The following is a 24,329-nucleotide window of genomic DNA, read 5'->3' on the forward strand; positions in this document are numbered from 1 at the left end:
TCAGGTTATATCGACAGCCGTGGGAGCCAGGAAAGCGGCCTCCAGCAGCTGCTGTGTATAAGTATGTTGTGGTGCGGCGAAAATCTCCGCGGCCGGACCTTGTTCCACCACCTGGCCCTGCTTGACCACCATCAACTGGTGGCTGAGCGCCTTGACCACCGCCAGGTCGTGGCTGATGAACAGGTAGGTCAGGTTGTACTTGGTCTGCAGCGCACGCAGCAGTTCCACCACCTGGCGCTGAACCGTGCGATCGAGCGCCGAGGTGGGCTCGTCCAGCAGGATCAGTGCCGGTTTCAATACCAGTGCCCGGGCAATGGCAATCCGTTGTCGTTGGCCTCCGGAAAACTCGTGAGGGTAGCGGTGCCGGGTTTCCGGGTCCAGACCTACTTCCCTGAGCGCCTCCATGATGGCCTGTTCCTGTTCCGCCTCCGTGCCTATCCGATGAATGCGCAGGCCTTCCCCGACAATGTCGCTCACGCACATGCGTGGGCTGAGACTGCCGAAGGGGTCCTGGAAGACCACCTGCATCTCCCGCCGCAGCGGGCGCACCTGCTGCTGGCTCATGCCGTCCAGCCGCTGGTTCTCGAAGCGGATGGCGCCCTTGCTGCCGATCAGGCGCAGGATCGCCAGACCCAGCGTAGATTTGCCCGAGCCACTTTCGCCAACGATGCCCAGGGTCTGGCCTTGGGGCAGGCTGAAGTTGATGCCGTCCACCGCCTTGACGTGGTCGACGGTACGGCGCAGCAGGCCTTTCTTGATCGGGAACCAGACACGCAGGTCCTCGACTTCCAGCAGCGGCGCGCCCTCCGGGTTGGCGGCGGGCTTGCCGCTGGGCTCGGCACCGAGCAGCATTTTCGTGTACGGATGCTGCGGCGCGCGGAACAGTTCTTCACACGACGCCTGTTCGACGATGCAACCGCGCTGCATGACACATACGCGGTGCGCAATTCTTTTCACCAGGTTCAGATCGTGACTGATGAGTAGCAGCGCCATGCCCAGCTTGGCCTGCAAACGCTTCAACAATTCGAGGATCTTCAACTGGACAGTGACGTCCAGGGCGGTGGTCGGCTCGTCGGCGATCAGCAGTTCCGGCTCGTTGGCCAGGGCCATGGCGATCATCACCCGCTGGCGCTGGCCGCCAGAGAGCTCGTGGGGCAGGGCCTTGAGGCGTTTTAGCGGATCCGGGATGCCCACCAGCTCCAGCAGTTCCAGGGTCCGCGCCGTGGCTTCCTTGCCGCGCAGGCCCTTGTGCAGCATCAGCACTTCGTTGATTTGCTTCTCGATGTTGTGCAGCGGGTTCAGCGAGGTCATCGGCTCCTGGAAGATCATCGCGATGCGGTTGCCACGGATATGGCGCATCTTCTTTTCGTCCAGGTGCAGCAGGTCCTGGTTGTCGTAGCGGATGCTCCCGGCCGGGTGCCGCGCCAGCGGGTAGGGCAGCAGGCGCAGGATGGAGTGGGCGGTGACCGATTTGCCCGAACCGCTTTCGCCGACCAGGGCCAAGGTCTCGCCGCGGCGGATATCGAAGCTGACGCTTTCCACCACGCGCTGCTGCTGGGCGCCGCTGACGAACTCGACGGCAAGGTCGCGTACTTCGATCAAGGTGTCCTTGTTCATGTCATTTCCTCGGGTCGAAGGCATCGCGGGCGGATTCGCCGATGAATACCAGCAGGCTGAGCATCAGGGCGAGCACGGCGAAGGCGCTGATGCCCAGCCACGGCGCTTGCAGATTGGATTTGCCCTGGGCCACCAGCTCGCCCAGGGACGGCGCGCCCGGCGGCAGGCCGAAGCCGAGGAAGTCCAGGGCGGTCAGGGTGCCGATGGCGCCGGTGAGGATGAATGGCAGGAAGGTCATGGTCGAGACCATGGCGTTGGGCAGGATGTGCCGGTACATGATCGCCGCGTTCTGCATGCCCAGCGCCCGTGCAGCACGCACGTATTCCAGGTTGCGTCCGCGAAGGAACTCGGCACGGACCACGTCCACCAGGCTCATCCACGAGAACAGCAGCATGATCCCCAGCAACCACCAGAAGTTAGGCTGCACGAAGCTGGCGAGGATGATCAGCAGGTACAGCACCGGCAGCCCCGACCAGATTTCCAGGAAGCGCTGCCCGGCCAGGTCGACCCAGCCGCCATAGAAGCCCTGGAGGGCGCCGGCGATCACGCCGATGATGGAACTGAGCACGGTCAGGGTCAGGGCGAACAGCACCGAGATGCGGAAGCCGTAGATCACCCTTGCCAGCACGTCGCGGCCCTGGTCGTCGGTGCCCAGCCAGTTCTGCGCCGAGGGCGGGGCAGGGGCGGGGACCTTGAGGTCGTAGTTGATGCTCTGGTAGCTGAACGGGATCGGCGCCCACAGCACCCAGCTCTGCTTCTTCTCCAGCAGGTCGCGGATGTACGGGCTCTTGTAGTTGGCTTCCAGGGGGAATTCGCCGCCGAAGGTGGTTTCCGGGTAGCGCTTGAACGCCGGGAAGTACCACTCGCCGTCGTAGCGCACCGCCAGCGGCTTGTCGTTGGCGATCAGCTCGGCACCCAGGCTCAGGCCGAACAGGATCAGGAACAACCATAGCGACCACCAGCCGCGGCGGTTGGCCTTGAAGCGCTCGAAGCGGCGGCGATTGAGAGGGGACAGGTTCATCTCAGTGCTCCCGGCTTTCGAAGTCGATGCGTGGATCGACCAGGGTGTAGGTCAGGTCGCCGATCAGTTTCACCACCAGCCCCAGCAGGGTGAAGATGAACAGGGTGCCGAAGACCACCGGGTAGTCGCGGTTGATCGCTGCCTCGAAGCTCATCAGGCCGAGGCCGTCGAGGGAGAAGATCACTTCCACCAGCAGCGAGCCGGTGAAGAAGATACCGATGAACGCCGAGGGGAAACCGGCGATCACCAGCAGCATGGCGTTGCGGAACACATGCCCGTAGAGTACGCGGTTTGGCGTCAGGCCCTTGGCCTTGGCGGTGACCACGTACTGCTTGTTGATCTCGTCGAGGAAGCTGTTCTTGGTCAGCAGGGTCATGGTGGCGAAGTTGCCGATCACCAGCGCGGTGATCGGCAGGGCCAGGTGCCAGAAGTAGTCGCCGATCTTGCCCCAGGTGCTCAGTTCGTCGAAGTTGCTTGATGTCAGCCCGCGCAACGGGAACCAGTCCAGGTAGCTACCACCGGCGAAGACCACGATCAGCAGGATGGCGAAGAGGAAGGCCGGGATGGCGTAGCCGATGATGATCGCCGAGCTGGTCCAGACGTCGAAATGGCTGCCGTGCCGGGTGGCCTTGGCGATCCCCAGGGGGATCGACACCAGGTACATGATCAGCGTGCTCCACAGGCCTAGGGAGATCGACACCGGGAGCTTCTCGGCGATCAGGTCGACCACCTTGGCATCGCGGAAGAAGCTGTCGCCGAAGTCCAGGCTGGCGTAGTTCTTGAGCATGATCCACAGCCGTTCCGGCGCCGACTTGTCGAAGCCGTACATGCGCTCGATTTCCTTGATCAGTGCCGGATCGAGGCCTTGCGCGCCACGGTAGTTGGAGCCGGCCACGGAGACTTCGGCACCGCCGCCGGCAATCCGGCTGGTGGCGCCCTCGAAGCCTTCGAGCTTGGCGATCATCTGCTCCACCGGGCCGCCGGGCGCGGCCTGGATGATGACGAAGTTGATGATCAGGATGCCGAACAGGGTCGGGATGATCAGCAGCAGGCGCCGCAGGATGTAGGCGAGCATGTCACTGCTCCCCGTGCGCGGCGGCTTCTTCCGCCTCTGTCACCGGGGCGGCCGGCGTCACCTCGGGCTTGATCCACCAGGTGTTGATGCCGATGTCGTACTTGGGCGGCGTGGCAGGGTGGCCGATATGGTTCCAGTAGGCGACGCGCCAGGTCTTGATGTGCCAGTTGGGCACCACGTAGAAGCCCCACAGCAGCACGCGGTCGAGGGCGCGGGTGTGGGCTACCAGGCTCTGCCGCGAGTCGGCATTGATCAGCGATTCCACCAGGCTGTCCACGGCCGGGTCCTTGAGCCCCATGTAGTTGCGGCTGCCGGGGTTGTCGGCGCTGCTGCTCTGCCAGAACTCGCGCTGCTCGTTGCCCGGCGAGTTGGACTGCGGGAAGCCGCCGACGATCATGTCGAAGTCCCGCGAGCGCAGACGGTTGATGTACTCGGCGACGTCGACCCGGCGGATGTTCAGGGTGATGCCGAGGTCGGCGAGGTTGCGCTTGTAGGGCAGGAGGATGCGCTCGAACTCGGTCTGGGCGAGGAGGAACTCGATGGTCAGCGGCTTGCCCTGGGCGTCCACCATCTTGTCGTTCTCGATGCGCCAGCCGGCTTCCTGCAGCAGCTTGTAGGCCTGGCGCTGCTGATTGCGGATCATGCCGCTGGCATCGGTGACCGGGTTCTTGAAGGCTTCGCTGAATACCTGTTCGGGAATCTTGCCGCGCAGCGGTTCGAGGAGCTTCAGCTCGTCCTCGCCAGGCAGGCCCTTCGCTGCCATTTCCGAGTTCTCGAAGTAGCTGTCGGTGCGGGTGTAGGCACCGTTGAACAACTGCTTGTTGGTCCATTCGAAGTCCAGCAGCAGGCTAAGCGCCTGGCGTACCCGTACATCCTGGAACACCGGGCGGCGCAGGTTGAAGACGAAGCCCTGCATGCCGGTCGGCGTGCCATTGGGGATCTCCTCGCGGATCAGGCGCTTTTCCCGTACTGCTGGGATGTTGTAGGCCGTGGCCCAGTTCTTCGCGCTGGTTTCGAACCAGTAGTCGAACTGCCCGGCCTTGAGCGCTTCCAGGGCCACGGTGTTGTCGCGGTAGTAGTCGACGGTGATGGTGTCGAAGTTGTAGAAGCCGCGGTTGATCGGCAGGTCCTTGCCCCAATAGTTCCTGTCTCGCTCAAGGCGGATCGAACGCCCGGGCTTGACCTCGGCGACCTTGTACGGCCCGCTGCCCACTGGGGTTTCCAGCCCGCCCTTGGCGAAGTCGCGGCCCTCCCAGACATGCTTGGGCAGCACCGCGATCTGCCCGAGGATCAGCGGCAGCTCGCGGTTGTTGCCGTGCTTGAACTTGAACAGCACCCGCAGCGGGTCTTCGGCGACCACTTCGGCGACGTCGGCGTAATAGCCGCGGAACAGCGGCGCACCGCTTTTCATCAGGGTGTTGAAGGTGAACACCACATCTTCCGCACGCACCGGCTGGCCATCCTGGAAGCGTGCTTCGGGGCGCAGGTAGAAGCGTACCCAACTGTTGTCCGGAGCCTTTTCGATCTGTTTCGCCAGCAGGCCGTACTCGGTGAACGGCTCGTCGAGACTGGCGCGGGCCAGGGTGTCGTAGACCAGCTCGATGTTGTCCGCCGGCACGCCCTTGCTGATGAATGGGTTGAGGCTGTCGAAGCTGCCGAAGCCATTCTGGCGGAAGATGCCGCCTTTGGGCGCGTCGGGGTTCACGTAGTCGAAATGCTTGAAGTCGGCCGGATACTTCGGCGCTTCGTTGTACAGGGTCAGCGCATGTTGCGGTGCTGCCAGGGTCGGCAGGCTCAGGCCAGCCAGCAGCAGGCCGCCGAGCAACTGGCGCAGACGGGGCATTGGCATCATTGGGCGTTCTCCGAAGGCTTGAGCCACCAGGTATTCAGCCCCAGGGTGTAGGGCGGCGTGGTGACGAAGGCGAACCGGTTGCGGTAGGCCAGGCGGTGATAGTCGAGATACCAGTTGGGGATCATGTAGTGCTGCCACAGCAGCACGCGGTCCAGGGCGCGGGTCGCGGCCACCTGGTCATCGCGGGTCTGCGCGGCGAGCAGGGCGTCGAGCAGGTGGTCGACCACCAGGCTGTTCACGCCAGCGTAGTTCTTGCTGCCCTTGGTGCCGGCCTGGCTGGAATGGAAGTACTGCCATTGTTCGAGGCCGGGGCTGAGGGTCTGGGTCAGGGTCATCAGGATCATATCGAAATCGAACTGGTCGAGACGCTGCTTGTACTGGGCCCGGTCGACAGTGCGCAGACGCGCGTCGATGCCGATGCTGGCGAGGTTCTCCACATAAGGCTGGAGAATCCGCTCAAGGTTCGGATTGACCAGGAGGATTTCCAGCTTGAGTGGCTGGCCATTGCTGTTCAGCAGGCGTTGGCCGCTGAGTTTCCAGCCAGCCTGGCCAAGCAGGTCGAGGGCCTGGCGCAGGTTGTCACGGCCGACGCCACGGCCATCGGTCTGGCTCACCGCGAAGGGCTGGGTAAAGAGCCCGGGCGGCAACTGCTCGCGCCATGGCGCCAGCAGCAGCCATTCCTTGCCCACCGGCAGGCCGTCCGCCGTGAACTCGCTGTTGGGGTAGAAACTGGTGGCCCTGCGATAGGCGCTGCTGAACAGGGCGCGGTTGGTCCACTCGAAGTCGAACATCAGGCCCAGGGCCTGGCGGACCCGGCGATCGGCGAAGGCCGCACGGCGGCTGTTCATGAACAGGCCCTGGGTCTGGGTCGGAATCTGGTGCTTGACCTGCGCCTTTATCACATCGCCGCGCCGCACGGCCGGGAAGTTGTAGCCGTTGGCCCAGTTCTTCGCCTGGTGCTCGATATAGATGTCGAACTCGCCGGCCTTGAAGGCTTCGAAGGCCACGTCGCTGTCGCGGTAGAACTCGTACTCGACGCGGTCGAAGTTGTACTTGCCGCGATTGACTGCCAGGTCCTTGCCCCACCAGTCCTTGACCCGCTCGAACACCAGGCGCCGGCCCGGTTGCACTTCGCTGATGCGATAGGGGCCGCTGCCCAGCGGTGGTTCGAACGTGGTGGCCTTGAAGTCGCGACCTTTCCAGTAGTGCTGCGGCAGTACCGGCATCTCGCCGAGACGGAGGATCAGCAAGGGGTTGCCGGCACGCTTGAAGACGAAGCGGATGCGCTGCGGATTGAGCACGTCGACCCGTTCCACCTCCTGCAGGTTGGTGCGGTAGATCGGGTGACCCTCCTTGAGCAGGGTGCGGTAGGAGAACGCCACATCCGCCGCGGTGATCGGCTTGCCGTCGTGGAAGCGCGCTTCCGGACGCAGGTTGAACACCACCCAGCTGCGGTCCTCGCTGTATTCCACGGAGCGGGCGATCAGTCCGTAGCTGGAAGTCGCCTCGTCGCCGGAAGGGTCGTACTGGCCGGTGCCGACCATCAGGGTTTCATTGAGCTCGTTGACCCCGTACTGCAGGAAGTTCGGCGTGGTCACCGGACTGCTGCCCTTGAAGGTGTAGGGGTTGAGGGTATCGAAGGTACCGAATGCCATGGCGCGCAAGGTGCCGCCCTTGGGCGCTTGCGGATTGACCCAGTCGAAGTGGGTGAACTTGGCGGGGTACTTGAGCGTGCCGAACTGGGCGTAACCGTGACTTTCGGTGATGGTGGCGCCCGCGGGAAAGCTCAAGACCAGGCTGAGTGACAGCAGGAGGGGACGTATCAAGTCGGCGATCCGATCCAGGCGGCTTGGGCTTTATGGTTCCTACAGTAACAGCTTGTATCAGCAGGAAAAAGAGCGCGCCCGTGGCGTCCATGCACCGCCCGTGGGCGGTATCAGTGCGGCAGGTAGACGGTCAGGGTCTGGCCTGGCTTCAGTGCCTGGCCGCTGCGCGGATTCCAGCGTTTGAGGTGTTGCATTTCCACGTTGAAGCGTTTGGCGACCAGGTACAGCGAATCGCCCTTCTGTACCTTGTACTGCGTCGCGCGCTGCTTGCCGTTGGCGGTCGATGAAGAGGGCTTGGCCGCAGACGCCACGGTGATCGGCTGCTTGCTCTGCAGAACCAGCGTCTGGCCAGCTTTCACGCGGTTGCCACTGATCTTGTTCCAGCGCTGCAGGTCCTTGACGCTGACCCGGTTGGCCTTGGCGATGCTGCCCAGACTGTCGCCGCGCTTGACCCGGTAGCGCACGCTGCGGGTCGCCGGGGCGCTGGCTTCGGCCAGCGCCGCCTCGAACACTGCGGCCTTGGGTTGCAGGGCCAGCAGTTCTTCGGGTTTCATGCTCGACAGGCTGCTGGTCAGCAGTTGTGCCTTGGCGGTCGGTACCAGCAGTTGCTGGGGGCCGTCCACGGTCATGCGTTTCTTGAAGGCCGGGTTGAGCTGGAACAGCTCGTCCTCGTCGATCTCGGCCAGGGCGGCGACTCGCGAAAGGTCGAGACGGTCCTTGATCGCGACGGCTTCGAAGTAGGGTTCGTTGGCGATCGGGTTGAGGTTCACACCATAGGCATCCGGCGTCAGTACCACTTGGGACAGGGCCAGCAGCTTCGGCACGTAGTCACGTGTTTCCTGGGGCAGGGGCAGGTTCCAGTAGTCGGTGGGCAGGCCGAGGCGCTCGTTGCGCTCGATGGCCCGGCTGACCGTGCCTTCGCCGGCGTTGTAGGCCGCCAGGGCCAGCAGCCAGTCGCCGTTGAACATGTCGTGCAGGCGGGTCAGGTAGTCCAGCGCGGCGTTGGTCGACGCGGTGATGTCGCGGCGACCATCGTAGAAGCGGGTCTGGCGCAGGTTGTAGTGACGCCCGGTGGACGGGATGAACTGCCACAGGCCGACCGCATGGGCGCGGGAGTAGGCCATGGGGTTGTAGGCGCTCTCGATGGCTGGCAGCAGGGCCAGTTCCAGCGGCATGTCGCGTTCTTCGAGGCGTTCGACGATGTAGTGGATATACAGGCTGCCACGGTCGCCGGCGGTTTCGAGGAAGGTCGGGTTGCTGGCGAACCACAGGCGCTGTTGCTCGATGCGCGGGTTGACGCCGATGTCGTCCTGCAGCTGGAAGCCCTGGCGAATGCGCTCCCAGACGTCCTGCGGCGCCTGCTCCGCAGGCTTGGCCTGGACGAACACAGGCTTGGGCTTGACGCGGGGCTGGACGTGCATGCGAACGCTTTCGTTGTCGCCCATGTGGCTGGTGCTCTGGCAGCCCACGAGAGTGGCTGTCAGGCCGAGCGCAACGGCCTGTGCCAGGCGCGTCAGGGCGACGGGGGTGAAGGTTCTGCGGCTATTGGACGACATTGGCTGGGACAGAGTTCCGGGCGAAAATGTCGGGCGATTCTAGAAAGCGCCCCCAACCGGGTCAACCTTTCAGAACTGTGCGGTCATCAAGCGGCCATCTTCAGAAGCTATCCTTCCATGCCCGCAACCCAGCAAAAACAGCACTTGGCGTAGGGTTTAAGCCCCCCGTCCGTTCGTCTGCTTTTTCTTTAACGGATGTTTCGCCGACCCTCAGGAAGGGGTTGGTCAGGCGCTCAAGGCCGATGGTTGATGGCAACGTGATGCGATTTTCGGCCCGCAAACGGGTAACTTCCTCGAATCGTGCGATAACGTGCGGATTGCTCGGTTCGACCGCACAAGCGAAGCGCAGGTTGCCCAAGGTGTATTCGTGGGCGCAGAACACCTGCGTGGCCTCGGGCAGGGCCGCCAGACGCTGCAAGGAAGCGTGCATTTGTGCGGGTGTTCCTTCGAACAGTCGTCCACAGCCGGCGGCGAAGAGGGTGTCGCCGCTGAACAGCAGGGGTGTCGCCGGCTGGTCGCTGAAGTAGGCGATATGCCCCAGGGTGTGGCCAGGCACCGCGAAGACCTGAAAATCCACGTCGAGCACCCGCACCACGGCGTTGTCTTCAAGTGCCGTGTCCCGCCCCGGGATGTGTTCGCTGGCAGGCCCGCAGACCCGCGCTCCGGTGGCGGCCTTGAGCGCTTCGACGCCACCGACATGGTCATGGTGATGGTGGGTGATGAGGATGTCTTCCAGGCGCCAATCCGCATGCTGTCCAAGCCAGGCGAGCACCGGCGCGGCGTCGCCCGGGTCGACCACGGCGCAGCGGCGGCTGGCGGGGTCCTGCAACAACCAGATGTAGTTGTCACTGAAAGCGGGCAAGGCTTCTATCTGTATCATCGAGCGATTCGCCAAACGTGGGACAAGGGTGCATCTTAGTAGCTATGTGCGCTGTCGAGAACCGTCGAGGGATAACGCAATGACCGATCAAGCCTTCGCCCAGGCCGATCCGCAATGGCTCGAACTGATCAGCCAGGCCCGTGACTGGTTCGCCGGTCCCCTGGGGCAATTGATGCTCGCCGAGGAGCAACGCCTGCTGGAAGAGGAACTGGGCCGCTACTTCGGCGGCTATCTGGTGCATTACGGGCCGTGCGCCGAAGCTCCGCCCACCGCGCCGCAAGTGCAGCGCAACGTGCGCCTCGGCGCACCGCTGCCCGGGGTCGAGATCGTCTGCGAGGAGCAGGCCTGGCCTCTGAGCGAGCACGCGGCCGACGTCGTGGTGCTGCAGCATGGCCTGGACTTCTCGCTGTCGCCCCATGGCCTGCTGCGCGAAGCGGCCAGCAGCGTGCGCCCGGGCGGGCACCTGCTGATCGTCGGGATCAACCCCTGGAGCAGTTGGGGCCTGCGCCGGGCGTTCGCCCACGATGCGTTGCGCAAGGCCCGCTGCATCTCGCCGTCGCGGGTCGGCGACTGGCTCAACCTGCTTGGCTTTGCGCTGGAGAAACGCCGGTTCGGGTGCTATCGTCCGCCGCTTGCCTCGCCGGCCTGGCAGGCCCGGCTGGCGGGGTGGGAGCGTCTTGCCGGACGCTGGCAGGGCTCCGGTGGCGGTGTCTACCTGCTGGTGGCACGCAAGATGGTGGTCGGCCTGCGTCCGCTGCGCCAGGAGCGCCGCGAACCGATGGGCAAGCTGATTCCCTTGCCGCTGGCCAAGGTCAATCGACAGGCCCCCCACCCCGAAGGCAGACCCTTCAACGATGAATAAGGCTGTACATGAGCGATAGCGTGGAGATCTACACCGATGGCGCCTGCAAGGGCAATCCCGGCCCGGGCGGCTGGGGTGTGCTGTTGGTCTACAAGGGCGTGGAGAAGGAACTCTGGGGTGGCGAACGCGAGACCACCAACAACCGCATGGAGCTGATGGCGGCGATCAAGGGCCTCGAATCCCTGCGCCGAGAGTGCGAGGTACTCTTGGTCACCGACTCGCAGTATGTGATGAAGGGCATCACCGAGTGGATGACCAACTGGAAGAAGCGCGGCTGGAAGACTGCGGCCAAGGAACCGGTGAAGAACGCTGACCTCTGGCAGTTGCTCGACGAGCAGGTCAACCGGCACAAGGTTACCTGGAAATGGGTGCGCGGGCACATCGGCCACCACGGCAACGAGCGCGCCGACCAGTTGGCCAATCGCGGGGTCGACGAAGTTCGTGGCCTGCGCTGATGAATCTCCGGGACGCGGCGGCGAAGCTGGGTTAAGATTCGCCGCTTTCAGCAACACGGCAGGAGATCACCGACGTGGATTTGCATGACAACAGGTCGGTAGTCCTCGATACCGAAACCACCGGTATGCCGGTCGGCGATGGCCACCGCATCATCGAGATCGGTTGCATCGAGCTGGTCGGTCGCCGCATGACCGGGCGCCACTTCCACGTCTACCTGCAACCGGACCGTCCGAGTGACGAGGGCGCCATCGGCGTCCATGGCATTACCGACGCCTTCCTCGTGGACAAGCCGCGCTTCGCCGATGTCGCCGACGAGTTCTTCGAGTTCATCCAGGGCGCACGCCTGATCATCCACAACGCGGCGTTCGACGTTGGCTTCATCAACAACGAATACGCCTTGCTTGGCCAGCATGATCGCGCGGATATCTCGCAGCACTGCGAGATCCTCGACACCCTGATGATGGCCCGCGAACGCCATCCGGGCCAGCGCAACAACCTCGACGCGCTGTGCAAACGCTACGGTATCGACAACTCCGGCCGTGAGTTGCACGGCGCGCTGCTTGACTCCGAGTTGCTGGCGGATGTCTTCCTCGCCATGACCGGGGGCCAGACCAGCCTGTCCCTGGCCGGTCATGATGGTGAAGGTGAGGGTGCAGGTACCCAGGGCAGCGAGATCCGTCGCCTGCCGGCGAGCCGCCAGCCGGGCCGCATCATCCGCGCGACCCCCGAAGAGCTGGAGGCCCATGTCGCCCGCCTCGAAGCCGTCGCCAAGTCCGCTGGCGGCCCCGCCCTCTGGCAGCAAATGGCAGAAGCCAACTGAGGCATTTCCCGCACGTCATGGCGGCGACCTTCTACCCTGAAATGAACGGCCCACGAGGCCTCCCGCAGGAAGAAGGTAGCGCCGTCCATGTACAAGGACCTCAAGTTTCCCGTTCTCATCGTTCACCGTGACATCAAGTCCGACACCGTAGCCGGCGACCGCGTCCGCGGTATTGCCCAGGAACTGGCCCAGGACGGTTTCACCATCCTCAGTGCCATCGACTATGCCGAAGGCCGCCTGGTCGCCGCGACCCACCACGGGCTGGCGTGCATGCTGATCGCCGCCGAGGGCGCGGGTGAAAGCACCCACCTGCTGCAGAACATGGTCGAGCTGATCCGCCTCGCCCGTTCTCGCGCACCGCATCTGCCGATATTCGCCCTGGGCGAGCAGGTCACCCTGGAAAATGCCCCTGCCGATGCCATGAGCGAACTGAACCAGTTGCGCGGCATCCTCTATCTGTTCGAAGACACCGTGCCCTTCCTCGCCCGCCAGGTGGCCCGCGCCGCGCACAACTACCTGGATGGTTTGCTGCCGCCCTTCTTCAAGGCGCTGGTGCAGCACACCGCGCAATCCAACTATTCCTGGCACACCCCGGGCCACGGCGGCGGTGTGGCTTACCGCAAAAGCCCGGTGGGGCAGGCCTTCCATCAGTTCTTCGGCGAGAACACCTTGCGCTCCGACCTGTCGGTCTCGGTGCCGGAACTGGGTTCGTTGCTCGACCACACCGGTCCGTTGGCCGAGGCCGAGTTCCGTGCAGCGCGCAACTTCGGCGCCGACCACACCTTCTTCGTGATCAACGGAACCTCGACGGCGAACAAGATCGTCTGGCACTCGATGGTCGGTCGCGACGACCTGGTGCTGGTGGATCGCAACTGCCACAAGTCGGTGTTGCACGCGATCATCATGACCGGCGCGATTCCCCTGTACCTGTGCCCGGAGCGCAACGAACTGGGGATCATCGGGCCGATTCCGCTCAGCGAGTTCAGTCCCGAGTCGATCCAGGCCAAGGTGTTCGCCAATCCTCTGACCAAGGATCGCGAGCCAAGGGTGAAGATGGCCGTGGTGACCAACTCCACCTACGACGGCCTGTGCTACAACGCCGAACTGATCAAGCAGACCCTTGGCAACAGTGTCGAAGTGTTGCACTTCGACGAGGCTTGGTATGCCTATGCCGCCTTCCACGAATTCTTCACCGGGCGCTATGCCATGGGTACCTCGCGCAGCGCAGACAGTCCACTGGTGTTCAGCACCCACTCCACCCACAAGCTGCTCGCTGCCTTCAGCCAGGCCTCGATGATCCATGTGCAGGATGGCGGGCGCCGGCAACTGGATCGCGACCGTTTCAACGAAGCCTTCATGATGCATATCTCCACCTCGCCGCAATACAGCATCCTGGCTTCGCTGGATGTGTCCTCGGCGATGATGGAAGGGCCGGCGGGGCGTTCGCTGCTCCAGGAAATGTTCGACGAGGCCCTGAGTTTTCGCCGCGCCCTGGCCAACCTGCGCGAGCACCTGCCAGCAGAGGACTGGTGGTTCAGTGTCTGGCAGCCGCCGCGGGTCGAGGGCATCCACCGCGTTGCCACCGAGGACTGGCTGCTGGAGCCGCAGGCGCAATGGCACGGCTTCGGCGATGTCAGCGAGGACTATGTGCTGCTCGATCCGATCAAGGTGACCCTGGTCATGCCCGGCCTGGATGCCGGCGGCAGCCTCGATCGGCACGGCATTCCGGCGGCGGTGGTGAGCAAGTTCCTCTGGGAGCGCGGGCTGGTGGTGGAGAAGACCGGGCTGTATTCGTTCCTGGTGCTGTTCTCCATGGGCATTACCAAGGGCAAGTGGAGCACGCTGCTCACCGAACTGCTGGAGTTCAAGCGCAACTACGACGCCAATACCGAGCTGAACCAGAGCCTGCCCTGCGTCGCCAGCCAGGACCCGCAGCGCTATCGCGGCATGGGCCTGCGGGACCTCTGTGACCAGTTGCATGCCTGCTACCGCAGCAACGCCACCGCCAAGCAGCTCAAACGCCTTTACACGCGCTTGCCGGAGGTGGTGATGAAACCCGCCGACGCCTACGACAAGCTGGTGCGTGGCGAGGTCGAAGCGGTACCCATCGAGCACCTGCTTGGGCGTATCGCCGCAGTGATGCTGGTGCCGTACCCGCCGGGCATTCCGTTGATCATGCCTGGCGAACGCTTCACCGAGGCAACGCGCTCGATCATCGATTACCTCGCCTTCGCGCGTGCCTTCGACAGTGGATTCCCTGGCTTCGTGGCTGACGTCCACGGTCTGCAACATGAGGAAATAGATGGCCAGCGGCTCTACACCGTGGACTGCGTCAAGGAGTAGCGGACCCGGTTGGCGGCGTGGTGCTAGAATCCGCCGCTTGAATTCAGGAGGTACACGCGTGCGCAAAGTGGCGGTGGTAATGGCGTTGCTGGCCCTGGCCGGTTGTGACAACGATGCGGAGCGGGTGCACAAGCAGGTCGCCGAACAGCTGCAGAACCCGAAGACGGCCAAGTTCGCCAACGTGCGGTTCAACACCCAGGGCGATATCTGCGGTCAGTTCCGCGGCAAGGACGACGCTGGCAACTACCTGCCGTATCGCAGCTACGTGGCCATCAAGAAGGGCGCGGAATACGACATCATCATCGACGACGGCAGCAACAGCCTGCGCATCCGCGAGGTCTGCGGTGGCGCCGACCTGCAGCGCCGCGCCGATGCCATCGCCGCCGAGCCGGCACCGCAAGGCTGGGATGTGGAGATCGTCCAAGGGCCGAACATGGGCGCGGTGACCGACATGACCGCCCGCCTGATCGAGAAGGGCATCCCGTCCTCCGTGGTCTATCGCGACGGCAAGCCGGTGGTCCTGCTCGGTCCCTACCAGGAAAAGGCCGAGGCCGAGGCCAGCAAGACCGATGTAATGGCTCGCCTGGGTACCGATTCTGTGGTGATCCAGCACGACGCCCCGCGCTGATCAGCCCCGCAGCGCTCTGCGACAGGTGCTCCCGCGTTTGTCGGGCTATGCTCAGGATGAAGCAGTTCCATCGATGAGTGCAGCAACGGTGAGGAGGGGGCCATGTCCACGCTGGAGCGAGCCATTGCGGTTGCAGCCCGGGCCCATGAAGGGCATCGGGACAATGCAGGTGCGGCGTACATCCTGCATCCCTTGCGGGTGATGCTGCGGGTCTCCACCACCGAGCAGCGCATCGTCGCGGTGCTGCACGAGGTGCTGCGGGAGTCCCCCATGACCCTGTCCGACCTGGCGCGCGAGGGGTTCGCGCTGAAGATCCTCGCTGCGGTGCAGGCCCTCAGCCCGCGTGGCGGCGAGAGCGACGAGGATTTCGTCGTGCGCGTAGGCAGCGATCCGCTGGCACGGGTGGTCAAGCTGGCGGACCTGGCCGATGAAAGCGACCTGGCCCGCATCGTCATCCCCGGCCCCGCCGATATCGCCCATCTGCAACGTTGCCAGCAGGCCAGCGCCTACCTGCAGGCGCTGGCCTGAGGTTCAACTGCAGGCCTTGAGATCCACCGGGCCGACGAACTCGTTGCCGTGGCCCATCACGCAGGCCACGCGCTGGTTGCGCTGGCGCTCCCAGGCTTCGGCCGGATAGGTCTTGTTCCACGCTTCGTACAGCTGCCGGTCCTGCCTGGACAGGTTCAGCTTGTACTGCTTGCTCATGTAGAAATAGGTGCGTGCGATCATGCCGCGAATGGACGGCCGCGGCATCACTTTCTTCGCCTTGAAATCGACCTGGGTCAGGCACGAACCGTATTGCCCGTGCTGCTCGGGTAGCCAGCCATAGCTGAAGTTGCTGCGATCGCCGTTGACCTCGCCGATGCTCGGCACCAGGTTGTGCAGGTCGGCCTCTGCGCGTGCGTAGGCTGCGTCGTTGCGCGAGCAATTCTTGCGTCCACCGTTTTGCCAGCACTGGCGCTGATGACCGATCTGCCAGGCCGGGACGATATGTTCCCACTCGATCCGCGCGGCGCGGTTGGCATTCTTGCGCGGGACATACCCGCAACCGGCCAGGTCGACACGATTGCCGTTGTACTTGCAGCCGCAATAGAACTCCGTCGACTGCGGCGCGTAGAGGCGCCAGGCAATCTTCTTGGCTTCGGTGAAGGTACGGGGAGCGTCGGCGTGGGCGGTGAAACTGAACAACAGGCAGGTGGCTGCCAATACCTTGAATCTCATCCGCGTCAGTCTTCCTTCGGCACCGTCCAGAAAATCTGCACGCCACCATCGTCGCGATGGGCGAGGGTGACGTTGTCGTTCTCGGCAATTTCCTCAAGCAGGGTTTCCCAGTCATCCGGGGATTCGTGTTCGAGACGGAAGATCAGTGCCGCCCGGGAACGCTGGGCGGTCGGGGCGTTGATGATTTTCTGGATACGGATGCCCAGTTGCTCATAGCTGCTGGCGGGCGCGGATGCGGAGGAGGTGGCCACGAAAGTGTTCCCTTGTTTTTGCTGTATGCGCATACAGTATTTAACTGTAGGAATTTTCGCAACAGCTGGTCAGTTCTAAGAGCGAATGTGACCACTCGGCTGCGCTTTTGCTGCAAGCCGTCAAAAATAAATCCGCAAGGTTTTGGCAGGCGACCGTGACGCGGAACATAACGCTGGCCCATTGCCTAAACTCTGGAAGGCAACTTCATCGTCGGAAATTCGAATGATTTCCAACGAAAAGTTCGGTTTTCCGAGCGTTTGAGCGACAATCCCCCCGCTCCGGCGCCTGACCGGTCCGCTCGCGGACATTTGACAAAGCTCGGTTCCGTTCCCATAGTGGGGTTACGCAAACGTTTGCGATCCGATAAAAAGCATAAAATGCGGAGTAAACTTCATGCACTTGCCTTCCACCGGACGGGCTCTGGCTGCCTCCTTGCTCATCCTCTGCGTTGCTTTTCCCCTGTCAGCCATTCACGCCGAAGAGCGTCCCAAGGTCGCGCTGGTCATGAAATCCCTCGCCAACGAGTTCTTCCTCACCATGGAAGATGGCGCCAAGGCCTACCAGAAAGAACACGCCAGCGAATTCGACCTGGTGTCCAACGGCATCAAGGATGAATCCGATACCGGCAACCAGATTCGTATCGTCGAGCAGATGATCGTCTCCGGTGTCAACGCCCTGGTGATCGCCCCGGCAGATTCCAAAGCCCTGGTTCCGGTGATCAAGCGCGCCATGGACGCTGGCATCACGGTGGTCAACATCGACAATCGCCTCGACCCCGAGGTGCTGAAAAGCAAGCAGATGAGCGTGCCGTTCGTGGGCCCCGACAACCGCAAGGGCGCGCGCCTGGTGGGGGACTACCTGGCCGCGCGGCTGAAGGTGGGCGACGAGGTCGGTATCATCGAAGGCGTGCCGACGACCACCAACGCCCAGCAGCGCACCGCCGGTTTCAAGGATGCGATGGACGCGGCGCAGATGAAGATCGTCGCGGTGCAATCCGGCAACTGGGAAATCAACAAGGGCAACGCGGTGGCCTCGGCGATGCTCAACGAATACCCGAATCTCAAGGCGTTGCTCGCCGGCAACGACAGCATGGCCCTGGGTGCAGTGGCGGCGGTGCGTTCCGCCGGGCGTACCGGGCAGGTGCAGGTAGTGGGCTACGACAACCTCAAGGCGGTCGCGCCGATGCTGGCAGACGGTCGCCTGCTCGCCACTGCCGACCAGTACGCCGCGCGCCAGGCGGTGTTCGGTATCGAGGCCGCGCTGAAAATGCTCAAGGGCGAGAAGCCCGAGGTGGATGCCGACAACGTCATCCAGACCCCAGTCGACCTGATCACCCGCCAGCCATGAGCGGGCAAGCATTGCTGACCATCAGCGGGGTCGGCAAGACCTACGCCCAGCCGGTACTCGAAGGTATCGACCTGGCCTTGCACCGCGGCGAGGTGCTGGCGCTCACCGGCGAAAACGGCGCGGGCAAGAGCACCCTGTCGAAGATCATCGGCGGCCTGGAGCTTGCGACCGCCGGGCGGATGCATTTCCACGACGAGCCTTACCGCCCTGCCAGCCGCAGCGCCGCCGAGCGCCTCGGGGTGCGCATGGTCATGCAGGAGCTGAACCTGGTGCCAACCTTGAGCGTGGCGGAGAACCTGTTCCTGCACGACTTGCCTGGGCGTTTCGGCTGGATCGATCGCAAGCGCCTGCATGAGCAGGCGCTGGAGGCAATGGCGCGGATGGGCCTGGAAATGATCGACCCGCAGACTCCGGTTAGAGCGCTGGGCATCGGTCATCAGCAGATGGTGGAAATCGCCCGCAATCTGATTGGCGATTGCCATGTGCTGATCCTCGACGAACCTACCGCCATGCTCACCGAGCGTGAGGTCGAGTTGCTCTTCGCCAGAATCGAGACGCTGCGCCAGCAGGGTGTGGCGATCATCTACATTTCGCACCGACTCGAAGAGCTCAAGCGTGTCGCCCAGCGCGTTGCCGTGCTGCGCGATGGTCGCCTGGTCTGCATCGAGCCGATGCAGCGCTACAGCAGCGAGCAACTGGTAAGCCTGATGGTCGGGCGGGAGCTGGGTGAGCATGTCGAGGCGCGGGACCGTCACACCGGTGCGCCGTTGCTGCAAGTGAACGGCCTGGGGCGTGGGGACAAGGTCAACGATGTTTCGTTCGAGGTGCGTGCTGGCGAGGTCTTCGGGCTGTGTGGCCTGGTGGGCTCCGGACGAACGGAATTGTTGCGTTTGATCTACGGTGCAGACCGGGCTGATCGCGGGACGGTGGCATTGGGCGATCCCTTGCGCGTAAGGCGGATCGACTCGCCGATGGCGGCGGTGCGCCAGGGAATCGCCCTGGTCAGCGAGGATCGAAAGGGCGAGGGGCTGCTCCTTGGTGAATCGGTCAGTGCCAACCTGGTGCTGGGCAATTTGAAGGCGGTTTCCCGCGCTGGCGTGCTGGATAGCGAGGGTGAGCGCCAACTGGCCGGGCGCCTTGTCGAGGCCTTGCGTATTCGCAGTGACGGTGTGCAGCAGGCAGTGGGCGAGCTGTCTGGAGGTAACCAGCAGAAGGTGGTGATCGGGCGCTGGCTGGAGCGTGATTGCCAGGTGCTGTTGTTCGACGAGCCGACCCGAGGCATCGATATCGGCGCCAAGCTGGATATCTATGCCTTGCTCGCCAAACTGGCACGCAAGGGGAAGGCGCTGGTGGTGGTCTCCAGCGACCTGCGCGAACTGATGCTGATCTGCGATCGCATCGGCGTACTGTCCGCCGGGCATCTGGTGGGCACCTTCGAGCGTGCTGGATGGAGCCAGGATCAACTGCTGGCCGCGGCATTCTCCGGTTATCAGAAACGTGATGCGCTGCTGTCCGACGCGGCGCTCGGGGTGTCATCATGAAAAGCTCTTCCATTGCCACTTCCGCCAGTGGCAAGCGTTCCGGCAGCCGCCTGGCTCTGGATACCTACCTCGGCCTGGCGGGCGCCTTGCTCTGCCTTATGATCCTGTTTTCCCTGCTCAGCAGCCATTTCCTGTCGTACGCCACCTTCAGCACCCTGGCCAACCAGATCCCCGACCTGATGGTGCTGGCGGTGGGCATGACCTTCGTGCTGATCATCGGTGGCATCGACCTCTCGGTGGGCTCGGTGCTGGCCCTGGCCGCCTCGGTGGTCAGCGTGGCGATGCTCGGCTGGGGCTGGGGCGTGATGCCCGCCGCACTGCTGGGCATGGTCTGTGCCGCGCTGGTCGGTGCGCTGACCGGTTCGATCACCGTGGCCTGGCGGATTCCCTCGTTCATCGTCTCCCTCGGCGTGCTGGAAATCGCCCGTGGTGCTGCCTACCAGTTGACCGACTCGCGGACCGCCTATATCGGCGACGCTCTGGCCTGGTTGTCGGAGCCGATCGCCGTTGGCATTTCTCCGTCCTTCCTGATCGCCCTGGTGGTGATCGTGCTGGCGCAACTGGTGCTGACGCGCACGGTTTTCGGTCGCTACCTGATCGGCATCGGCACCAATGAAGAGGCGGTGCGCCTGGCCGGGGTCGATCCGCGCCCCTACAAGATCCTGGTCTTCGCCCTGATGGGATTGCTCGCCGGGCTGGCCGCGCTGTTCCAGATCTCGCGCCTCGAAGCGGCCGACCCCAATGCCGGCTCCGGACTGGAGCTGCAGGTCATCGCTGCGGTCGTCATCGGCGGGACCAGCCTGATGGGCGGGCGCGGCTCGGTCATCAGCACCTTCTTCGGCGTACTGATCATCTCGGTACTGGCGGCGGGGTTGGCACAGATCGGTGCCTCCGAACCGAGCAAACGCATCATCACCGGGGCGGTCATCGTGATCGCCGTGGTCCTCGACACCTACCGCAGTCGGCGTGCAGGCCGGCGGAACTGAAAGCATGGCAACCATAAAAGACGTCGCCGCACTGGCCGGCATTTCCTACACCACGGTGTCTCACGTGCTGAACAAGACTCGCCCTGTCAGTGAGCCTGTGCGGCTCAAGGTGGAGGCGGCCATTGCTGAACTCGACTACGTGCCCAGCGCCGTGGCGCGCTCGCTCAAGGCGCGCAGCACCGCGACCATCGGCCTGCTGGTGCCGAACAGCGTCAACCCGTATTTCGCCGAGCTGGCCAGGGGCATCGAGGACGCCTGCGAACGCAATGGCTACTGCGTGATCCTGTGCAACTCCGACGACAACCCGCAAAAGCAGCGCAGCTACCTGCGGGTGCTGCTGGAAAAGCGCATCGACGGCCTTATCGTCGCATCGGTGGGCGAGGACCGTGACCTGCTCGACAGCCTGTCCAGCGTGCGTACGCCCATGGTCATCCTCGACAGGGCGCTGGAAGGCGTGGATGCCGATCTGGTGCGAATCGATCATGAGCAGGGTGCCTATCTGGCGACCCGGCATCTGCTTGACCTTGGGCACACAGACATTGCCTGCATCAACGGGCCGGCCGACACCAGCGTGGCAACATTGCGCCTTGCGGGCTTCCATCGGGCCTTGAACGAGGCCGGGGTGAAACCGGAGGCGGGGCGGGTGGTGAACAGCGATTTCACCAGTCTCGGCGGCTACGGCGCGGCGGCGAACTTGTTGCGCGGCAGCCGGCCCACGGCGATTTTCGCCGGCAACGACATGATCGGCATGGGGGTGCTGCGCGCTGCGGCGGAACGTGACATCAGTGTGCCGGATGAGCTCTCGGTGATCGGTTTCGATGACATCCAGATGTGCCAGTACGTCTATCCGGCGCTGACCACCGTGGGGCAATCCATTCGCGATCTGGGGGAAATGGCCGCGTCGGTGCTGTTGCGGCGCATCAGCGGGCCAGGGCCTGTGGCGGTGGAGCAACGTATCGTCGCGCCGAAGATCGTCCTGCGCGAGTCCACCGGTCCGAGTCCGGATCTGTTCAGTGAGCAGCGTTGAAGGTATGTCATGCACGGCAGGGTAGTGGTGGTGGGCAGTCTCAACATGGACCTGGTGACCCGTGCCGAGCGCCTGCCGCGGGCAGGGGAAACCTTGGCCGGGGAATCGTTCACCACGGTTCCCGGTGGCAAGGGCGCCAACCAGGCTGTTGCTGCAGCGCGTCTCGGTGCATCGGTGGCGATGATCGGCTGTGTCGGCGACGACGCTTATGGTCGGCAATTGCGTGACGGATTGGTAGCCGAGGGCATCGATAGCCAGGCGGTGGAGGTGGTTGCCGGTGTATCCAGCGGTGTGGCGCTGATCGTGGTGGATGCTGCCAGCCAGAATGCCATTGTCATCGTCGCCGGCAGCAACGGCTGCTTGTTGCCAGACTCGATCGCGCGCTTCGACGCCTTGCTACAGGATGCCGATGCCATCGTCTGTCAGATGGAGGTTCCGCCACAGACGGTGGCCTACGCACTGGCACGAGGGCGGGCCCTGGGCAAGACGGTGATTCTCAATCCGGCGCCGGCTACCGGCCCGCTGCCGCTGGAGTGGCTGGCGAACATCGACTACCTGATCCCCAACGAAAGCGAGTCGTCGGCCCTGACGGGGCTGCCAGTGACGGACCTGTCATCGGCCGAGGCGGTGGCCCTGCATCTTCGTGATCTGGGTGTCGCTCGGGTGATCGTGACCCTGGGGGCAGAGGGGGCTTTGCTGGTCGGTGCGGAAGGTAGCGAGCACTTTGCTGCGCCCGTGGTACAGGCGGTGGACACCACGGCAGCAGGGGATACCTTCGTGGGTGGATTCGCCGCAGCGCTGGCACGGGGATGCAGCGAACGCGAGGCGATCCTGTTCGGTCAGCGAGCCGCGGCGATCTCGGTTACTCGCGCAGGGGCTCAGCCGTCGATTCCGGGGTTGGCTGAGCTCGGAGCGTGAGGTCATGGGAGGGAGCGGACACCGGCTCGTGCCGGTAGCGCTCGAAGACCTGGTCAATGAAGGTGCGCGCGGCATCGCTGCCCATTTCCTTGACTAGCAGGTCGATCGCGATAAGGGTCAGTTCTTCCGCTGTTCCCGGGCTGTAGGCGCTCTGGCCTTCGGGCCATTTCACCTTGATGTCGGCATCGATGCTGTGGCTGGTCATGGTGGTCTCGGAGCGGCCCATACGAGATAGGATGAAACGCCAGGCCAATGGCGTTTCGGCGGCTGTGGGCCAAGTAGCACCGCCATTACTCCAGTTTAACCAGCCTTGTCCGCTAGCCGCTCTGCGACTTAGGCATAAGGATGCCTGCGTGGCAAACTAAAGGTATTTCGCCCGGCAGGATGGCAGCATGAATATCGATCTCAATGATCCGCAGCAATTCACCCTTGAGCAAGTGCGCCAGTTGATCGCCAATGGCAATGGAGCAAGACACAACCAGTTGCGGGTCAACCGCGGTGGGCAGGCCTGGCTATCCGAGGTGGTCGGTGGTGCTCAGCTCGATGGGCTTCTGTTTCGCCTGGAAACCTGGGCGGCCGGCTCCGGCTGTGTCGGTCCCGCTGCCGCCGAGGATGAGCGCTGGGTCCAGCAGGTGTTCAAGGCCTTGCAGGACAACTGGCCAAAGCCTGCTAGCGACTATATTGACCTGTATTGACGCGGTGCGCTGACGCAAAATCCAGACACGATTGTCATTTCCTCTGGTCGGGGGAGTCAGGCAGACTGACTCGATTTTGCAACAACAGGCTTCAAATGCTGTCGGATAAGGCAGCATCCGTACCCCTAAGGAGAGTTCATGTTTCCCATGCGTGCATCACTGGTAACCCTGCTGGCCGCCGCGGTCCTGGCAGGTTGCAGTAGCGGCGGCAGCGCCTCGAAGGCGCCCGAGCCCGTAGTGGCCGCTACCACCGATGGCCGTTGCGACGCCAGCGGCGCGGGCTTCGCCGTGGGCAAGTCGGCTTCCGCCGATCTGCTGGAGCAGGCGCGCAAGGCAAGCGGCTCGCAATTGGCCCGTATCCTCAAGCCAACCGATGTGATCACCCTGGAGTACCGCTCCGAGCGTCTGAACATGCATGTCGACGACAAGGGCGTGGTCAGTCGGGTCAACTGCGGTTGACCGGCACGTAGGCATAAAAAAACCCGTCGCGAGCGACGGGTTTTTTATTCGGCAGAGAACTTACTCTGGGCGAACCTGTGCAGCCTGCATGCCCTTCTGGCCTTTTTCGGCCACGAAGGAAACGGACTGGCCTTCCTTCAGGGATTTGAAGCCGTCCGATTCGATGGCCTTGAAGTGTACGAACAAGTCGTCGCCGCCACCTTGAGGAGTGATGAAGCCGTAGCCTTTCTCATCGTTGAACCATTTGACGGTGCCGTTTTGGCGATTGGACATGGGGTGTATCTCCAGGAAAACTTGATTTTCGGTAGTGCGGTGTCGCCGAGAGCCAACAGGATGCACTCGGACATCATAGTCGAATTATTCGCGCGTGGTGGCTTTTCGCTTCAGCGAATGCTGATCTGGCGCAAGGGTGTGCCTGATCGCCTTCATTTTTTTGGCGGGCATGCCGTCTTCACTGCAGTCTGGGCGCGTTGCATGAGCGCGGCGTCAACGCCGGTGGTGCTGTCCAGGGCTGCAATTTCCTTGTCGGTGAAATTCTTTTCAATGGCTTCCTTGCCGCACTTGCAGTGACCGTTGGCGGTCTTGGCATCGACGCCTTGTCCGTTCGCGGCCTGAATGCATTGATCCATATAGGTGCCTTCCTTGCCGGGAGGAAACTTGCCGGCATTGGCGGCCAAAGGCATCAGCAGGGCTCCGGCGGCGGCCAGGGCGAGGAGGGAATGAAGGCGCATAACCAGGTACTCCTTGGTAGTCGGTCTCATGGAAGAGTAGGACGCTTCAGAAACTCTGAGCGGAAAAAATCCGTAGGAGTTCACCGACGTAGCCTTTTTCCAAATATTTCCACTTGTCGGCACTCCAGTCCCTCGCAGGTGCCGATCCGTGTGCTAGCATGCCCGGCTCGGGTTCAGCGAACCTCTGTTTCGCGCGTTCCCGGACCATTTCTGTTC

General features: G+C 63.4%; 25 protein-coding genes. 13 read left to right on the top strand and 12 right to left on the bottom strand.

Going from position 1 to position 24,329, the window contains the following annotated elements; translation table 11 throughout:
• The 7 genes from V0R59_RS01485 to gloB all read right to left on the bottom strand — a co-directional run bounded on the left by V0R59_RS01485 (position 1) and on the right by gloB (position 9,827).
• Positions 1-1,617, bottom strand: a complete 1,617-nt coding sequence (locus tag V0R59_RS01485) for an ABC transporter ATP-binding protein (RefSeq protein WP_330075349.1) — start codon at positions 1,615-1,617, stop codon at positions 1-3.
• Between the two features lies 1 nt (position 1,618).
• Positions 1,619-2,638 carry an ABC transporter permease gene (locus tag V0R59_RS01490; RefSeq protein WP_330075350.1) on the bottom strand — a complete coding sequence of 340 codons (1,020 nt, stop codon included), beginning with the start codon at positions 2,636-2,638 and terminating at the stop codon, positions 1,619-1,621.
• Between the two features lies 1 nt (position 2,639).
• Complete coding sequence (locus V0R59_RS01495; protein ID WP_330075351.1) at positions 2,640-3,713, bottom strand: microcin C ABC transporter permease YejB; 1,074 nt, start codon at positions 3,711-3,713, stop codon at positions 2,640-2,642.
• Position 3,714: 1 nt separating this feature from the next.
• Positions 3,715-5,565: an extracellular solute-binding protein gene (locus V0R59_RS01500; protein WP_330075352.1), complete on the bottom strand. Its 1,851-nt coding sequence runs from the start codon at positions 5,563-5,565 to the stop codon at positions 3,715-3,717.
• Positions 5,562-7,391 (bottom strand): extracellular solute-binding protein, encoded by a 1,830-nt coding sequence (locus V0R59_RS01505; protein WP_330075353.1) that lies wholly within the window; start codon positions 7,389-7,391, stop codon positions 5,562-5,564. The genes V0R59_RS01500 and V0R59_RS01505 overlap by 4 nt, the downstream gene beginning before the upstream one ends.
• Before the next feature lie 110 nt (positions 7,392-7,501).
• The gene (locus V0R59_RS01510) at positions 7,502-8,947 is read right to left on the bottom strand and encodes a lytic transglycosylase domain-containing protein (RefSeq protein ID WP_330075354.1); all 1,446 of its coding nucleotides are present in this window, start codon (positions 8,945-8,947) and stop codon (positions 7,502-7,504) included.
• A gap of 100 nt (positions 8,948-9,047) precedes the next feature.
• Positions 9,048-9,827 (bottom strand): hydroxyacylglutathione hydrolase, encoded by a 780-nt coding sequence (gloB, locus tag V0R59_RS01515; RefSeq protein ID WP_330075355.1) that lies wholly within the window; start codon positions 9,825-9,827, stop codon positions 9,048-9,050.
• A 79-nt stretch (positions 9,828-9,906) separates the two neighbouring features.
• Here gloB and V0R59_RS01520 point away from each other — a divergent pair, with 79 nt between their 5' ends.
• From V0R59_RS01520 to V0R59_RS01545, 6 genes are all read left to right on the top strand, one after another.
• Positions 9,907-10,689 carry a class I SAM-dependent methyltransferase gene (locus tag V0R59_RS01520; RefSeq protein WP_330075356.1) on the top strand — a complete coding sequence of 261 codons (783 nt, stop codon included), beginning with the start codon at positions 9,907-9,909 and terminating at the stop codon, positions 10,687-10,689.
• A gap of 8 nt (positions 10,690-10,697) precedes the next feature.
• Positions 10,698-11,144 (top strand): ribonuclease HI, encoded by a 447-nt coding sequence (gene rnhA / locus V0R59_RS01525; RefSeq protein WP_330075357.1) that lies wholly within the window; start codon positions 10,698-10,700, stop codon positions 11,142-11,144.
• 74 nt (positions 11,145-11,218) lie between these two features.
• Positions 11,219-11,965 (top strand): DNA polymerase III subunit epsilon, encoded by a 747-nt coding sequence (gene dnaQ, locus V0R59_RS01530; RefSeq protein ID WP_330075358.1) that lies wholly within the window; start codon positions 11,219-11,221, stop codon positions 11,963-11,965.
• Positions 11,966-12,052: 87 nt separating this feature from the next.
• The gene (locus tag V0R59_RS01535; RefSeq protein ID WP_330075359.1) at positions 12,053-14,308 is read left to right on the top strand and encodes an arginine/lysine/ornithine decarboxylase; all 2,256 of its coding nucleotides are present in this window, start codon (positions 12,053-12,055) and stop codon (positions 14,306-14,308) included.
• Positions 14,309-14,366: 58 nt separating this feature from the next.
• Positions 14,367-14,936 carry an SPOR domain-containing protein gene (locus tag V0R59_RS01540; protein ID WP_330075360.1) on the top strand — a complete coding sequence of 190 codons (570 nt, stop codon included), beginning with the start codon at positions 14,367-14,369 and terminating at the stop codon, positions 14,934-14,936.
• Positions 14,937-15,038: 102 nt separating this feature from the next.
• Positions 15,039-15,464, top strand: a complete 426-nt coding sequence (locus V0R59_RS01545; RefSeq protein ID WP_330075361.1) for a GTP pyrophosphokinase — start codon at positions 15,039-15,041, stop codon at positions 15,462-15,464.
• 3 nt (positions 15,465-15,467) lie between these two features.
• Here V0R59_RS01545 and V0R59_RS01550 read toward each other — a convergent pair whose 3' ends face one another.
• A complete protein-coding gene (locus V0R59_RS01550) occupies positions 15,468-16,157 on the bottom strand; it encodes an endonuclease I family protein (RefSeq protein WP_330075362.1) in 690 nt (229 codons plus the stop codon).
• Positions 16,158-16,162: 5 nt separating this feature from the next.
• Positions 16,163-16,441 carry a DUF1654 domain-containing protein gene (locus V0R59_RS01555; protein ID WP_330075363.1) on the bottom strand — a complete coding sequence of 93 codons (279 nt, stop codon included), beginning with the start codon at positions 16,439-16,441 and terminating at the stop codon, positions 16,163-16,165.
• Positions 16,442-16,802: 361 nt separating this feature from the next.
• On the opposite strand from V0R59_RS01555, the gene V0R59_RS01560 reads away from it, so the two are divergent.
• From V0R59_RS01560 to rbsK, 5 genes are read left to right on the top strand one after another with little or no spacing between them, the layout of a single operon-like run.
• Positions 16,803-17,756, top strand: coding sequence for a sugar ABC transporter substrate-binding protein (locus tag V0R59_RS01560; RefSeq protein WP_330075364.1), 954 nt, complete (start codon positions 16,803-16,805; stop codon positions 17,754-17,756).
• Entirely contained in the window at positions 17,753-19,297 is a 1,545-nt protein-coding gene (locus V0R59_RS01565) for a sugar ABC transporter ATP-binding protein (protein WP_330075365.1), read from the top strand. The genes V0R59_RS01560 and V0R59_RS01565 overlap by 4 nt, the downstream gene beginning before the upstream one ends.
• Positions 19,294-20,283, top strand: coding sequence for an ABC transporter permease (locus V0R59_RS01570; protein WP_330075366.1), 990 nt, complete (start codon positions 19,294-19,296; stop codon positions 20,281-20,283). Before V0R59_RS01565 ends, V0R59_RS01570 begins: the two co-directional genes overlap by 4 nt.
• Positions 20,284-20,287: 4 nt before the next feature.
• On the top strand, positions 20,288-21,310 hold the full coding sequence (locus V0R59_RS01575) for a LacI family DNA-binding transcriptional regulator (RefSeq protein ID WP_330075367.1): 1,023 nt from the start codon (positions 20,288-20,290) through the stop codon (positions 21,308-21,310).
• Between the two features lie 9 nt (positions 21,311-21,319).
• Positions 21,320-22,228, top strand: a complete 909-nt coding sequence (rbsK, locus tag V0R59_RS01580; RefSeq protein WP_330075368.1) for a ribokinase — start codon at positions 21,320-21,322, stop codon at positions 22,226-22,228.
• Here the strand turns inward: rbsK and V0R59_RS01585 are convergent.
• Positions 22,173-22,433: a hypothetical protein gene (locus V0R59_RS01585; protein ID WP_330075369.1), complete on the bottom strand. Its 261-nt coding sequence runs from the start codon at positions 22,431-22,433 to the stop codon at positions 22,173-22,175. The two genes, rbsK and V0R59_RS01585, sit on opposite strands and share 56 nt — an antisense overlap.
• A 187-nt stretch (positions 22,434-22,620) precedes the next feature.
• Here V0R59_RS01585 and V0R59_RS01590 point away from each other — a divergent pair, with 187 nt between their 5' ends.
• Both V0R59_RS01590 and V0R59_RS01595 read left to right on the top strand, forming a co-directional pair.
• Positions 22,621-22,923, top strand: a complete 303-nt coding sequence (locus V0R59_RS01590; protein ID WP_330075370.1) for a hypothetical protein — start codon at positions 22,621-22,623, stop codon at positions 22,921-22,923.
• Between the two features lie 138 nt (positions 22,924-23,061).
• Entirely contained in the window at positions 23,062-23,382 is a 321-nt protein-coding gene (locus V0R59_RS01595; protein WP_330075371.1) for an I78 family peptidase inhibitor, read from the top strand.
• A gap of 60 nt (positions 23,383-23,442) precedes the next feature.
• On the opposite strand, the gene V0R59_RS01600 is transcribed toward V0R59_RS01595, so the two are convergent.
• Both V0R59_RS01600 and V0R59_RS01605 read right to left on the bottom strand, forming a co-directional pair.
• Positions 23,443-23,655 (bottom strand): cold-shock protein, encoded by a 213-nt coding sequence (locus tag V0R59_RS01600; RefSeq protein ID WP_330075372.1) that lies wholly within the window; start codon positions 23,653-23,655, stop codon positions 23,443-23,445.
• A gap of 152 nt (positions 23,656-23,807) precedes the next feature.
• Positions 23,808-24,113: a hypothetical protein gene (locus V0R59_RS01605; RefSeq protein WP_330075373.1), complete on the bottom strand. Its 306-nt coding sequence runs from the start codon at positions 24,111-24,113 to the stop codon at positions 23,808-23,810.
• Between the last annotated feature and the right edge of the window lie 216 nt (positions 24,114-24,329).

The sequence above is a fragment of the Pseudomonas ulcerans genome (genome assembly GCF_036324125.1).
Taxonomy (GTDB): domain Bacteria; phylum Pseudomonadota; class Gammaproteobacteria; order Pseudomonadales; family Pseudomonadaceae; genus Aquipseudomonas; species Aquipseudomonas ulcerans.

Excerpts from the sequence above, each read along its gene's own strand:
- V0R59_RS01485 (WP_330075349.1), bottom strand. The coding sequence starts at position 1,617 with ATGAACAAGGACACCTTGATCGAAGTACGCGACCTTGCCGTCGAGTTC.
- V0R59_RS01490 (WP_330075350.1), bottom strand. The coding sequence starts at position 2,638 with ATGAACCTGTCCCCTCTCAATCGCCGCCGCTTCGAGCGCTTCAAGGCC.
- V0R59_RS01495 (WP_330075351.1), bottom strand. The coding sequence starts at position 3,713 with ATGCTCGCCTACATCCTGCGGCGCCTGCTGCTGATCATCCCGACCCTG.
- V0R59_RS01500 (WP_330075352.1), bottom strand. The coding sequence starts at position 5,565 with ATGATGCCAATGCCCCGTCTGCGCCAGTTGCTCGGCGGCCTGCTGCTG.
- V0R59_RS01510 (WP_330075354.1), bottom strand. The coding sequence starts at position 8,947 with ATGTCGTCCAATAGCCGCAGAACCTTCACCCCCGTCGCCCTGACGCGC.
- gloB (WP_330075355.1), bottom strand. The coding sequence starts at position 9,827 with ATGATACAGATAGAAGCCTTGCCCGCTTTCAGTGACAACTACATCTGG.
- V0R59_RS01520 (WP_330075356.1), top strand. The coding sequence starts at position 9,907 with ATGACCGATCAAGCCTTCGCCCAGGCCGATCCGCAATGGCTCGAACTG.
- rnhA (WP_330075357.1), top strand. The coding sequence starts at position 10,698 with ATGAGCGATAGCGTGGAGATCTACACCGATGGCGCCTGCAAGGGCAAT.
- V0R59_RS01535 (WP_330075359.1), top strand. The coding sequence starts at position 12,053 with ATGTACAAGGACCTCAAGTTTCCCGTTCTCATCGTTCACCGTGACATC.
- V0R59_RS01545 (WP_330075361.1), top strand. The coding sequence starts at position 15,039 with ATGTCCACGCTGGAGCGAGCCATTGCGGTTGCAGCCCGGGCCCATGAA.
- V0R59_RS01550 (WP_330075362.1), bottom strand. The coding sequence starts at position 16,157 with ATGAGATTCAAGGTATTGGCAGCCACCTGCCTGTTGTTCAGTTTCACC.
- V0R59_RS01555 (WP_330075363.1), bottom strand. The coding sequence starts at position 16,441 with ATGCGCATACAGCAAAAACAAGGGAACACTTTCGTGGCCACCTCCTCC.
- V0R59_RS01560 (WP_330075364.1), top strand. The coding sequence starts at position 16,803 with ATGCACTTGCCTTCCACCGGACGGGCTCTGGCTGCCTCCTTGCTCATC.
- V0R59_RS01565 (WP_330075365.1), top strand. The coding sequence starts at position 17,753 with ATGAGCGGGCAAGCATTGCTGACCATCAGCGGGGTCGGCAAGACCTAC.
- V0R59_RS01570 (WP_330075366.1), top strand. The coding sequence starts at position 19,294 with ATGAAAAGCTCTTCCATTGCCACTTCCGCCAGTGGCAAGCGTTCCGGC.
- V0R59_RS01575 (WP_330075367.1), top strand. The coding sequence starts at position 20,288 with ATGGCAACCATAAAAGACGTCGCCGCACTGGCCGGCATTTCCTACACC.
- rbsK (WP_330075368.1), top strand. The coding sequence starts at position 21,320 with ATGCACGGCAGGGTAGTGGTGGTGGGCAGTCTCAACATGGACCTGGTG.
- V0R59_RS01585 (WP_330075369.1), bottom strand. The coding sequence starts at position 22,433 with ATGACCAGCCACAGCATCGATGCCGACATCAAGGTGAAATGGCCCGAA.
- V0R59_RS01590 (WP_330075370.1), top strand. The coding sequence starts at position 22,621 with ATGAATATCGATCTCAATGATCCGCAGCAATTCACCCTTGAGCAAGTG.
- V0R59_RS01595 (WP_330075371.1), top strand. The coding sequence starts at position 23,062 with ATGTTTCCCATGCGTGCATCACTGGTAACCCTGCTGGCCGCCGCGGTC.
- V0R59_RS01600 (WP_330075372.1), bottom strand. The coding sequence starts at position 23,655 with ATGTCCAATCGCCAAAACGGCACCGTCAAATGGTTCAACGATGAGAAA.
- V0R59_RS01605 (WP_330075373.1), bottom strand. The coding sequence starts at position 24,113 with ATGCGCCTTCATTCCCTCCTCGCCCTGGCCGCCGCCGGAGCCCTGCTG.